The sequence below is a fragment of the Rhizobium sp. BK591 genome (assembly GCF_014195045.1).
GTDB classification, from domain to species: Bacteria; Pseudomonadota; Alphaproteobacteria; order Rhizobiales; family Rhizobiaceae; genus Rhizobium; species Rhizobium anhuiense.
In genome coordinates this window covers 1236017-1247924 of record NZ_JACIAZ010000001.1, presented here as the reverse complement: position 1 = coordinate 1247924, position 11908 = coordinate 1236017, and the positions used below count along the sequence as shown (strand labels likewise).

8 protein-coding genes are annotated in these 11908 nt (G+C 63.5%); 3 read left to right on the top strand and 5 right to left on the bottom strand.

Annotated elements, in window-relative coordinates:
• The first annotated feature begins 153 nt into the window (after positions 1-153).
• Positions 154-705, top strand: coding sequence for a hypothetical protein (locus FHX10_RS06015; protein ID WP_027667695.1), 552 nt, complete (start codon positions 154-156; stop codon positions 703-705).
• A 69-nt stretch (positions 706-774) separates the two neighbouring features.
• Here the strand turns inward: FHX10_RS06015 and folK are convergent, their stop codons facing one another.
• From folK to folP, 3 genes are read right to left on the bottom strand one after another with little or no spacing between them, the layout of a single operon-like run.
• Entirely contained in the window at positions 775-1293 is a 519-nt protein-coding gene (folK, locus tag FHX10_RS06010) for a 2-amino-4-hydroxy-6-hydroxymethyldihydropteridine diphosphokinase (protein ID WP_174824478.1), read from the bottom strand.
• Positions 1286-1651 (bottom strand): dihydroneopterin aldolase, encoded by a 366-nt coding sequence (gene folB / locus FHX10_RS06005; RefSeq protein WP_027667693.1) that lies wholly within the window; start codon positions 1649-1651, stop codon positions 1286-1288. Before folB ends, folK begins: the two co-directional genes overlap by 8 nt.
• Complete coding sequence (folP, locus tag FHX10_RS06000; protein WP_097622380.1) at positions 1648-2517, bottom strand: dihydropteroate synthase; 870 nt, start codon at positions 2515-2517, stop codon at positions 1648-1650. The genes folB and folP overlap by 4 nt, the downstream gene beginning before the upstream one ends.
• 101 nt (positions 2518-2618) lie before the next feature.
• Here folP and FHX10_RS05995 point away from each other — a divergent pair, with 101 nt between their 5' ends.
• Entirely contained in the window at positions 2619-3245 is a 627-nt protein-coding gene (locus FHX10_RS05995; protein ID WP_047610052.1) for a DUF922 domain-containing Zn-dependent protease, read from the top strand.
• A gap of 327 nt (positions 3246-3572) precedes the next feature.
• Here FHX10_RS05995 and FHX10_RS05990 read toward each other — a convergent pair whose 3' ends face one another.
• Both FHX10_RS05990 and FHX10_RS05985 read right to left on the bottom strand, forming a co-directional pair.
• Positions 3573-3893, bottom strand: coding sequence for a 2Fe-2S iron-sulfur cluster-binding protein (locus FHX10_RS05990; protein ID WP_047610054.1), 321 nt, complete (start codon positions 3891-3893; stop codon positions 3573-3575).
• 264 nt (positions 3894-4157) lie between these two features.
• Positions 4158-4541 (bottom strand): Hpt domain-containing protein, encoded by a 384-nt coding sequence (locus FHX10_RS05985; protein WP_080759826.1) that lies wholly within the window; start codon positions 4539-4541, stop codon positions 4158-4160.
• Positions 4542-5003: 462 nt separating this feature from the next.
• Here FHX10_RS05985 and FHX10_RS05980 point away from each other — a divergent pair, with 462 nt between their 5' ends.
• Positions 5004-11879 carry a hypothetical protein gene (locus tag FHX10_RS05980; RefSeq protein WP_097622379.1) on the top strand — a complete coding sequence of 2292 codons (6876 nt, stop codon included), beginning with the start codon at positions 5004-5006 and terminating at the stop codon, positions 11877-11879.
• Positions 11880-11908 lie beyond the last annotated feature (29 nt).

Here is an 11908-nt window from a genome sequence, read left to right as displayed (position 1 = left end):
GTGAATTCAGAGCTCTAGCGACAGTATTTTAAAATCTCCGGCGCCTGAAATTCCTGTCTTTCCGCGCATTTCGGCACAATTGAAAGGAAGGATTAACCATTCTTCGGCAAAACTTGCACCCAGTTCGTGAGTGGTGTTTGCCAAGGAAAATCCATGTATTCGCGCAAGTTTCTCATCGTATGCGGCCTGGCCGCCGCGGCATTGTCTCCCGTCGCAGATGTCGCTCCGGCAGCCACTGCTGCAACCCGTGACAAGGCCTTCTTCGATTCGGTCGCCGGCTCCTGGAAAGGCCCCGGCGAAATCGTCGCCGGCAAGTACAAGGGCACGAAATTCACCTGCAACCTGATCGGCGAACCCACAGGCGACAGCAGCGCCGGCATCAAGCTCGACGGCACCTGCCGCGTTGGCGTCTTCAAACAGCCGATGACTGCCGTCATCTCGCAGTCGGGCTCGACCTACAAGGGCAAGTTCCTGGACGGCGCCGCCGGCAAGGGCCTTGACGTCGTCTCCGGCGCCGTCTCCGAGGATACCGTCGTCGTCGGCATCAACCGCGCCAAGCTGAACGGTGCGATGATCGCCCGCGTGCGTGACGACAAGACGATGAACGTCACCGTTTCGGTCAAGGTCGAAAGCCAGATGATCCCGGTGATCGGCCTGACGCTGACCCGCCAGGTCGACGAGATGGCCGTCGGCTCGATCCAGTAGAGAAACCGCGCAGCGGATTTTCCTGAAGCGGCGGGGTTTCCCGCCGTTTTCCGTTTCAGCGTCTCTGCTTCAGGCGCTCCGCCACCAGTCGCGGCTCTCGTCCGCAATCTCGATGCCCGTCACCTCGGCATCATCAAGCCAGTCACTGACCGCCCTGCCCCTGACGAGAAGGCCCGGCGCGATATCGGCGAGCGGCATCAGCACGAAACCGCGATCGGTCATGCGCGGATGCGGCAGTTCCAGCCGCCGTGCGTCCTGGATGACGTCGCCATAGGTCAGCACGTCGATATCGAGCGTGCGCGGCCCCCAGCGCTCGATGCGCTCGCGTTTCATCTCCCGTTCGATCGACAGGCAGACATCGAGCAAAGCCTCGGGCTCCAGCCGGGTCTCAACTGCGGCGCAGGCATTGAAGAAGAAGGATTGATCCGTCTTGCCCCAGGGCGGCGTGCGATAGAGCCGCGAGACCGCCGTCACCTGGCAGTCGTCGCGTCCGTCCAGCCTTTGCAGCGCGCCCGCCATCGCCTTCACCGGATCGCCGATATTGCCGCCGAGACCGAGTGTGGCGGATTGCAATGCGGCCTCAGGCAAAATGCTCAACGCTCACCTGCACGAAATCGAGTACGCCCGGCACCGGCGCGTTCGGCTTGCGCACCGTGATTTTCGCCCGCCGGATTTGCGGGAATGTCTCGCAGAGCCCCTTGGCGATATCGAGCGCCAGCGCCTCGATGAGGTAGCGCCGCTTGCCGGTGACGATCTGCTCGATCACGGTGAAGGCAATGCCGTAATTGACGGTATCGTTGATCGAATCGCTTTCCAGCGCCTCGCCGGCGACGACATCGAGCTCGGCATCGACGAAGAAACGTTGGCCGAGGAATTCCTCCTCGTCATGCACGCCGTGGCGCGCAAAGAAGGCGCAGTTCTGCAGCGTGATCGTGTAGGTGGTCATGTCGGCCGCTTCCTCTCGAATTCCTGGCGTGCATTCAGCATAGCATCGGCGATATCAAGCGCATCCCTGTTGATTGCGACATTGTGCACGCGGAAAACCGCAGCCCCTTGAAGCCTGAGCAGCGCGCTCGATGCAGCCGTCGCCACATCCCTGTCTGCCGCCTCACGCCCCGTCACCGCACCGAGGAAGCGTTTGCGCGACGTGCCGGCGAGCAGCGGCAGGCCGAAGCGGGAAAGTTCGGAAAACCGCGCCATCAGCTCCAGGTTTTCCTCCGCCGTCTCCTTGGCGAAGCCGAAGCCCGGATCGAGCACGATCCGGTCGCCGTTGACGCCGGATGCAGCGGCGATCGCAAGCGAGCGTTCGAGGAAATGCACCTGATCGGCAATCACGTCGGTCAGTTTTACCCTGTCGCGGCCGGTATGCATGATGCACAGCCCGGCTCCGGTCACTGCGGCAATATTGGCGATATCGGGCTCCTTCTGCAGCCCGAAGACGTCATTGACGATATGGGCGCCGGCGCTGATGGCAAGCCGCGCCGTCTCGGCGCGATAGGTGTCGATGGAGATCAGCGCCTGGGTGCGCCCGCGCAATGCCTCGATGACGGGCAATACGCGCGCCTGCTCCTCGGAAGGACTGACGGCTGCTGCGTTCGGCCGGGTCGATTCGCCGCCGATGTCGACAATGCCGGCACCCTCGCTCACCGCCCGCAGCGCCTGTTCGACCGCGGCATCGACGGTTTCAAAACGTCCGCCGTCGGAAAAGGAGTCCGGCGTCACGTTGATGATCGCCATGATCGTCGAACGACGGCCAAGTTCGATCTCCCGGCCATGGCCGACACGCCATATGCTGCCTTCGAGCCCTGTCACCAGACTTATCCCATTGATGACGAAAAAAGCGCCATCCGATATTGCGCTTGTGGTGGCTATGCCCCAAGCTCCGGTCGATTTCAACACGGGTTGCGTTCAGAATGCCGCTTGCAGTGCGTTATATGGTCTTCCCTATCGCCTTTTCCATTGCTCTTTCCCTCTGCAGCCCCGTGGCAGCCGAAGTGATCGCATCGAAAAGCTATTCCTATTTCGACATTCGCGGCAAAACCGCGGATGAGCTCGACCGCGAACTCAGCCGGCGCGGCCCGACGGCGAGCGGCTCCTCGGCGCGCCATCCCGGCGCCACGAAGATCCGCTTCGGCGGCGAGGCAACCTATATCCAGGATAACGGGCGCTGCCGCGTCGGCAACGTCAAGGTCACGGTCCACACCCAGATCATCCTGCCGCGCTGGAGCAGCCGCAAGGGTGCCAGCAAGGAGCTGTCGATGATCTGGGACGCCCTGTCGAGCGATATCAAACGCCATGAGGAGCGCCATGCCGAGATCGCCCGCGATCAGGCCCGCGCCATGGAGCGCGCCATTCGCGCGCTGCCGCAGCAGCGCAGCTGCGAAGCTATGCAGGAACTCGTCTCCGACGAATCAGCACGCGGTATAGAGGAGCACGATCGGCAGCAGGCGCGATTCGACAGGGTCGAAGCGGTCAACTTCCAGAAGCGCATGCTGAGATTGCTGAATAATCGAATCAACGGTCGAACCGGCGCAAAATAGGGCTTTTTCAATCAGCTTGCGAGCAGGAAACCTTAGCTGCACAACGAAACTTGTGCGAAACTTGCGCTCTCCCCAGCGATTGAATGGTCATTTTTCATCCTGGCAGACTCAACCGGAACGCGTTAATATGAACACATTCGAAAGTCCAGGTACGACATCAAGTACGGCACCTGCACTTTCATCGCTGGGTTCTCCTGGCGCGTTCCGAAGCCTCGGATGTTCCTCCCTCATCCGAAGGTAATGCGCCCGCCTCGCCTCGCTCGCTCCAGCGCGCGAGGCGTCTTTTTTGATATCGGATGTTTCGGCGACGTTTGAAGCGGATGTGCTTCAGGCCTGGCGTTCCGGCACGTGCACCACGAGCCCGTCATAGATGGCCTTCATTCGGATCTGACAGGACAGCCGCGAAGTCGGGCGCACGTCGAAGGCGAAGTCGAGCATATCCTCTTCCATCGCTTCCGGCTGACCGACCTTCTCCGTCCACTCCTCATCGACATAGACATGACAGGTCGCGCAGGCGCAGGCGCCGCCGCATTCGGCCTCGATGCCGGGCACCGAATTGCGCACGGCGTTCTCCATGACGGTGGAGCCTTGGTCGACGTCGAGGTCGAAGCGCGTGCCGTCGAAGGCGACGATGGTAAGTTTTGGCATCGGGACTATTTCCGGTCTTCAGGTGGGTGGGCGGATTTTTCTTCCGACAATTCGACGCGACAGTCAACATTGGGGAAATCCGCCATAGCCTCGCAGATCGTGCCTTCGCCCGCCGTCTTCAAAGCGTCATTCGGGACGTCGCAAAAAGACCCGCGGTTCCGCAATGGAACAACGGGTCTTCGTTCGGAGGGGATTCAATGCATGTCGCCCAAAACTGTGCGGCGGTTTTGGGACAATGATATGCATCAACCAACGACTTGGAGATCAGCCGCGGCAGAGCTTCAGGATGAAATTCTCCGCATCGATGACGGCGGCCCCGAGCGCTGCGGTCGCGCCGGCATCGCCGCCGGTTTCCTCGACGGCTTCGGCCGTCTGCGACACCCGGAATGCGCCGACCGAGCTTGCCGCGCCCTTCAGCCGGTGCGCGGCTGCGCCGATACGGATGGTTTCGCCGCTCGCAATATCCTGGAGGCATGCGCGGGCCTGGCGCGCAAACATTTGAAGGACTTCGATTTCCAGCGCCTTGTCGCCCATCGTCTGCTTTGCGAGATGGACCAGGTCGATCGGCCGGACCTTCGAGGGACAGGGTCCCTTTGCATTATCCGGCGCCTCGAATACGATGTTCAATGCCGCCATCTGGGCTGCCATTGCCAATTCTCCCGTCCCTGTCGTCCGCAGTTGCAACAGTTCTGCGTCAGGAGGGTGGCCATCCCGTTAAATTCCGGCACATTCAGGGCGGAAATCTCGCCATATGGTTAACGTCCGTTAAATATCCCTAAATTATTGGTTTTTAAGCGCTGCCCAGGATTCAAAGATGTTAACAACGGGTTAACGAACCGCAAATCTCAAGCCTTCATTAATTGTGTGAAGAGCCCAGATGTGTCACTACGATACTGGTGGAGCGGGTTTATGGTACGCGCCTTTGCCGAGCGAGTGGATAATGGTAGTGTTTTGATACCTTCCGTTTGAAAAAGCGGCTATCTACTCTGAAATGACATGCTTATCCGTCCGTCGTTGGGATGGAAGGCTGGAACGGCAAAGTTGTCCCCGGGTGAGGCGGAAGCCCGGGATGCGCGGTTGGGCCGGCTGACAGTAACGAGGCATACCCGAATGGCGAACAACAAATATAACGAGTCGATTGAGGACAAGGCGTTCAAGGCATTGGACGAGGCCCTCCAGATCGACTTCAGCAAGGATAACGTACCGTCTCGCCGCGGCGACGCGCCCCAGGCCCCGGAGGCTAATGTGTCTGATCCAGTAAATGCGCGTAACCAGCAGGCCCAGGAAGAGGCGCAGCGGCGCAGCCGCCGCGGTGCCGCCGGCGAGCAGGCTTCCAGGGGGCCGGCCTTCGCGCCCGCCAACGATGCCAGCCGCAACACGCCTGCCTCGATCCTGAAATCCTTCGACGGCGCCTCCAGCCGCTCGGCGGTGCGCACCGCCACGCTGTTCTCCGTGCTTTGGGTCATGGCCGGCCTCGGCCTGATGTCGCTGCTTTATGCTCCGCAGATCTGGCAGATCCGTTCTATCGCCGATCTCGTCGCCCTGCCCGGCGTCATCGCCGGCCTCGTCGGCATCATCATTCCCGTAATGATGTTCTATGCCTTCGCCATCATGATCGCGCGCGCCCAGGACATGCGCAACGCCGCCCGCTCCATGGCAGAGGTGGCATTGCGCCTGGCCGAGCCGGAAACCATTGCCTCCGAGCGCATCATGACCGTCGGCCAGGCCGTGCGCCGTGAAGTCTCGGCCATGAATGAAGGCATCGAGCGCACGATCGCACGTGCGTCCGAACTGGAAACGCTCGTCCATTCCGAAGTCAATGCCCTTGAACGCTCCTATGCCGACAACGAGTTGCGCGTCCGTGGCCTCGTCCACGAACTCGGCTCCGAGCGCGAGGCGATCGTCAATCATGCCGATCGCATCCGTACCTCGATTGGCAGCGTCCACGACCAGTTGAAGGAAGAGCTGTCGCTTGCGACCGAAGAGATCGCGGTGCGGCTTGCCACATCGGGCGAAGCCTTCGCTTCGCTGATCGATACGCGCGCCGCGACGATCCTGGAAAAGTCGGACAGCGCCCTGCAGTCGATGGGCAGCCTGCTTGCCGCCAAGACCGATACCCTGCTGCAGACACTGAACGCATCGGGTTTTGCGCTCGCCACCGAATTCGACAATCGCCTCGAAGCGCTCTCCGTCAATCTCAATGACCATGGCGAAAGGCTGCTCAGCCAGTTCGAGACGCGCGCCTCGACCATGGACAGCAGCACCGAGAAGCTGAATGCGGCGCTGAACGAACGCACGCACCAGCTCAACGAGATCCTGATCGCCCGCACCCGCGAGATCAACGAGAGCCTGACATCGGGCGAACGCACCATTGGCGGCACGCTCGATGACGTTCTGTCGAAGCTGAACAGCGCCCTCGACGAAAAGGGCGCAAGCTTCCGCCAGAGCCTGCAGACCACCGCCGACGACGCCGTCATGGATCTCGACGTACGCTCCGGTTTCTTCGAGGAACGGCTGCAGACGACCGTTGCCCAGTTGTCCACCGCCTTCGACGAGCGCGTCGCAGAATTCACCAGCGCCTTCGACAAACGCACCGGCTCGCTCGACACCAAGCTGATGGAAAGCCTCGCCCGTATCAACGAGACGCTGACCGGCGGCTCGGATTCAATCGACGGCATCCTGAGTTCCGGTATCGACCGGCTTGGTTCGTCGATAACAGACCAGTCGCTGGCGCTCGCCACCGCGCTCGCCACCGGCCATGAGATGCTGGAAAGCACGCTCGGCAGCCGGGCGGAGGAAATCACCACCGCACTCAGCAGCCGCACCGGCGAACTGACCTCGTCTCTGCAGAACGCGACTTCCGAAATCGCGCTGGCGCTTGCATCCGGCACCTCCGAACTGCAGAACAATCTTCAGACACGCTCGGCCGAACTGCGCGACACGCTGCGCACCACCACCACTGAGCTGACGAGCGCCGTTGCCGCCGGCACCGAACAGGTGACGGCTGCCTTCGGCGGTCGCGCCGAGGAGCTGAGCGGCGTGCTTGCGGCGCGTGCGGCTGAGATCACCGAGGCGCTCGGCACGGCCCATGGCCGCATCGACAGCGTCATGGCAGAGCGCGGCGACGCACTTGTGGAGGCGCTGACCACCCACCACGGCCGCTTCGAGGAAGCGCTGGCAACCCGTTCCGACGCCATCCTCAATGCCGTCTCCGGCACCCATGACCGTCTTGCCGAGACGCTCGACGAAAAGGCGATGGCACTCGCCATCTCCCTGAATGAGAGCCAGGCCCGCATCGAAGATACGCTCGAAACCCGCTCCGAAGCGCTGGTGAAAGCGGTATCAGGCACGCATGACCGCCTCTCCGAGACGCTCGACGAAAAGGCGATGGCGCTCGCCATTTCGCTCAATGAAAACCAGGCCCGCATCGAGGATACGCTCGAAACCCGTTCGGCGGCCCTGCTGAACGCCGTGTCCGGCACCCATGACCGGCTTTCTGAAACGCTGGACAGCAAGGCTGCCGCCCTGACGACCTCGCTCGATGAGCGCCATGCCCGCATCGAGGATGCGCTTGGAACGCGCGCCGAAGCGCTGCTGAACACCGTATCCGGCACCCGCGACCGTCTTGCCGAGACGCTCGACGAAAAGGCGATGGCGCTCGCCAGATCCTTGAGCGAGAGCCAGGCCCGTATCGAAAATACGCTCGAAACCCGCTCCGCAGCTTTGCTGAACGCCGTCTCCGGCACCCATGACCGCCTGTCCGAAACGCTGGATGAGAAGGCGATGACGCTCGCCATCTCGCTCAATGAGAGCCAGTCGCGGATCGAAGACACGCTGGAAGCGCGCTCCGAAGCCTTCCTCCAGGCTGTGTCCGGCACGCACGACCGTCTCTCGGAAACGCTCGACGAAAAGTCTGCGGCGCTCGCTGCCTCCCTGAACGAAGGTCAGAGCCGCCTGCAGGACACGCTGGAGAGCCGTTCGGAATCCTTCCTCAATGCGGTCTCCGCCACCCATGATCGTCTGTCGGAAACACTCGACGATCGGGCGATGGCGCTTGCCATCTCGCTGAACGAGAGCCAGAGCCGTCTCGAGGAGACGCTGACAACAGGCGCCGATGCGATCACCAATGCGGTCTCCGGCACGCATCAAGGCCTGAACGGTGTGCTCGACCAAAAGGCCGCCGCCATTGCCGCCTCGCTGACCGAAGGCCAGGCCCGCCTCGAGGAAGCCTTGGGGCACCGCACCGCCGCAATCATCGGCGCTGTAACCGCAACCCACGACCGGCTCACCGATACGCTCGACGAAAAGACGATGGCGCTCGCCATTTCGCTCGACGATAACCAGAGCCGCTTCGACAGTGCGCTCGAAGCCCGCAGCAATGCCATCATGGAAGCGGTCTCCGGTGCCGAGGCTCGCGTCGCCGGCGCCTTCGCCGACAAGACCGATGCGATCCGCACCGCCTATACCGACAATCAGCAGCGGCTCGAAAATGCGCTTTCCGAACATAGCGCCGCCCTCTCTGGCGCTCTCGATGCCGGCGGCGCCCGCTTCGAGGATCTCGTCGGCGGCTTGACCGGCCGCATCGAAAGTCGCCTGACCGATGCCCATACACGGCTCGGAGGCCTCGCCGACGAGGCCGCAGCGCGCATCGAGGGCGGGCTCGCCTCCGCCCATGAACGCATCCGCACGACGCTCGAAGACCGCGCCAATGCCATCGACCTGTCGCTGAGCCAGGCCCATGCGCTGATCAGCGATACGCTGACCGAACAGGCGACCAGCATCGGCACCTCGGTGGCGACGAGCGTCAGCATGCTCGAAATGTCGCTGGAGGACCGTGAAGCCGCGATTCGCCAGGCGATCGATGCCGGCGCCCAGACATTGGAAGATCGCATGCATGCCGGCGCCGGCCAGATCGCCGGCCGCTTCCAGGAGGCGGCGAACGCCATTTCGAACTCCACCCAGGATTTCTCCGCCCATCTCGATCGGTCGGTCGAAAGCCTGACCGGCCGTTTTGAAGAAACCGGATCGCGCGTGGAAGCCGGTCTTGCGGCGATCGAGACCCGCATCCGCGACGGCGTCGGCGGCGTTGCCGAAAAGGTCGAAGCCGCCAGCGGCCAGCTGTCCGGCGTGCTCGCCGACGGCGTCTCCCGTCTCGGTGCGCTCAGCGACGACGCCACTCGGCGCATTTCCGCGACGCTCGAAGGCAGTGCCGCAAACCTCACCCAGGCGATCGACAGCCGCACCGCCAATCTGGCCGAGACGCTGGACAGCCGCACCACAAGCCTGACGGGCGCTATCGACGGCCGCACCGCAAGCCTTGGCGAAACCCTCGACCGCGGCAATGAACGCATCGAGGAACGCCTCTCCACCATGGACCGCGCGCTGACCGTCGGCCTTGAAGCCGTCAATCGCACCATCGAAGGCAAGGCCGCCGGTCTCGCCTCGACACTGCGCAGCGCGGTTGCCGACGCGGCTCAGGGAATGGAAGGCGAAGCGACGAGAACCACCGAACTGCTCGGCAAGACCGGCCAGCAATTCGCCGAGGATCTCAATGCGAAAAGCGACGAATTCACCCGCACCATGGATGAGCGTTCGTCGCAAATCGTCACCCGGGTCGCCGAAGCTCAGAACCGGCTGGCGAGCCAGGCCGCTGCCGTGGCCCAGACCTTCTCGGAAGCCGGCAACGCCATCGTCAACAAGGTCTCCGAGGCCGAGACCATCGTCGGCACGCAGGTCAATGCCATCTCCAAGGTGTTGTCGGATGCCGGCCAGTCTCTGGAGACGCGCGGCAATGCCATCCGCTCGACGCTGTCGGGGGCCGGCAGCGAGATATCCGCCACCATGGCGGATGTCGACCGGGCGCTGGAAGCCCGCAGCAATGCCATCCGCACCAATCTCGAGGAACGTACCCGCGAGATCGATACGACCTTCTCCGACATTGACAAGGCGCTCGAAGCGCGCGGCAACTCGATCCGCTCGACGCTCGACGAGCGCACCCGCGATCTCAACTCGATGCTGGCGGGCCGCTCTGTCGAATTGACGCGCATCCTCGACGAAACGGCTCGCCCGATCATCGACCGCTACACCGATGCCGGCGAGCAGGCTGCCGCCCGCATCACCGCTGCGGCCAACCTCAGCGCCGAGCGTCTGCGCGCCGAAAACGAAGCGCTCGCCAGCGCCGTTGCCGCCCGCACCGAGAATGTCGCCAACGCCGTCAGCGCCATCGAGAACAGCCTGGTCGGTAACGTCAACGGCCTCGTCCAGCGCATGTCGGAAAGCAGTGCGGCAATGGCGATGATGATGAACCGCGCCGCCGAGCAACTGGCCAACGTCGACGGCCGTCTCGGTGACACCACCGCGCGCTTTGCCGACTCCGCCACCAAGGCCGCTGAAATGGTCTCCGCCTCGACCAGGCTTCTTGAAGGCAAGGTCGACCGCCTCTCCGACATTTCGGGCCAGACGCTGTCACAGGTCGGCGGCATCATCGGCCGCTTCGACGAACACTCCAAGGTCCTGACCCAGGCCTCGCAGCTGCTCGGCGCTGCCCAGTCCAATCTCGCCTCGACGCTCGAGGAGCGCGAGAGCGCTCTGCAGACCCTCTCGGTCGGCCTCGTCCAGCGCTCCGCCGAGATCGAAAAGACGATGCAGGGCCTCGGCAGCATGATCGAGACCGTGTTTGAGCGGGCAGAGCAACGCTCCAACCAGGTCACCGGCAATCTGCGCCAGGGCGTGCAGTCTTCCTTCGCCGATATCGGCCGCATTCTTAGCGAAACCGAGAAGCGCGCCCAGGAAGCGGCAGAGACGATGCGCGAGGCGATCACCCGCGCCGGCGACGAGGCCAATACGACGATCGACGGCACCTTCGCCAATGTCGAACGGCGTTCCGGCGATCTCTCCAATCGCATTCGCGGCGGTCTCACCGCCTCGCTGTCGGAAGTCGAGCGCATGCTCGGCGAAGCCGGCCGCGCCTCAGACGGCGCCGCCCAGAACATGCGGGAAGCACTGCGCGAGGCGATCGATGATGCCGTCGGCCGTTTCTCCGGCGCCACCGAAGATATCCGCCGCTCCGCCGCCGACATCCGTAATGAGCTCGACGCCACCCGCGCCGAACTGAAGCGCGGCGCCTTCGATCTTCCCGAGGAAGCCAAGGAAAGCGCCTCGGCCATGCGCCGGGCCGTGGCTGAGCAGATCAAGGCTCTGCAGGATATCTCCCAGCTCGTCGGCCGCTCCAGCCAGCAGCTCGAGATCTCCCAGCCCGTCGCCCGCACGCTAGCCCAGACGCAGCCGGCTCCGCGTCCTGCCCAGCCGGTCGCAGCCCAGCCGCCGCAGCCGGTAGCGCCCCCGTCGATCGAAGCGACGGGCCTGCGTGGAACGATCGCGCCGTCTGCGCCGGCGGCCGCGCCTCAGCGCGCCGCCCCGCAGCCTGCCCCCAGTCGCCCCGAATCAGGGCGCCAGGAAACAGGACGCCAGGAACCGGTGCGCCAGGAACCGGCCCGTCCGGAAAGTGGCGGCTGGATCAGCGATCTCCTGCGCGGCGCATCGCGTGAGGAGGCCGCCGACGAGGCGTCTGCCCGCGCCCCTGCCCGCCCGGCGGAAACTGCCGCGCCGGCCGCGCGTAGCAACGACAGCCGCAATCCGCGCCACGTCGTCGAATCCTTGAACTCGCTCTCGGTCGATATCGCCCGCGCCATCGATCACGACGCCTCGGTCGATCTCTGGCGCCGTTATCAGCGCGGTGAGCGCGATGTCTTCACCCGTCGCCTCTACACGCTGAAGGGCCAGCAGACCTTCGACGAGATCAAACGCAAATACGACCGCGAACCGGAATTCCGCACCGCCGTCGACCGCTACATCGGCGATTTCGAAAAGCTGCTCGCCGACGTCGCCCGCACCGACCCGAACCGCACGGTGACGCAGTCTTACCTCACCTCGGACACCGGCAAGGTCTACACCATGCTCGCCCACGCTGCAGGCAGGCTCACCTGAACTTGCTGATCTGAATCGGATACAGGAAA

Coding starts and splice junctions, on each gene's coding strand:
- FHX10_RS06015 (WP_027667695.1), top strand. CDS start 154: ATGTATTCGCGCAAGTTTCTCATCGTATGCGGCCTGGCCGCCGCGGCA.
- folB (WP_027667693.1), bottom strand. CDS start 1,651: ATGACCACCTACACGATCACGCTGCAGAACTGCGCCTTCTTTGCGCGC.
- FHX10_RS05995 (WP_047610052.1), top strand. CDS start 2,619: ATGCCGCTTGCAGTGCGTTATATGGTCTTCCCTATCGCCTTTTCCATT.
- FHX10_RS05990 (WP_047610054.1), bottom strand. CDS start 3,893: ATGCCAAAACTTACCATCGTCGCCTTCGACGGCACGCGCTTCGACCTC.
- FHX10_RS05985 (WP_080759826.1), bottom strand. CDS start 4,541: ATGGCAGCCCAGATGGCGGCATTGAACATCGTATTCGAGGCGCCGGAT.
- FHX10_RS05980 (WP_097622379.1), top strand. CDS start 5,004: ATGGCGAACAACAAATATAACGAGTCGATTGAGGACAAGGCGTTCAAG.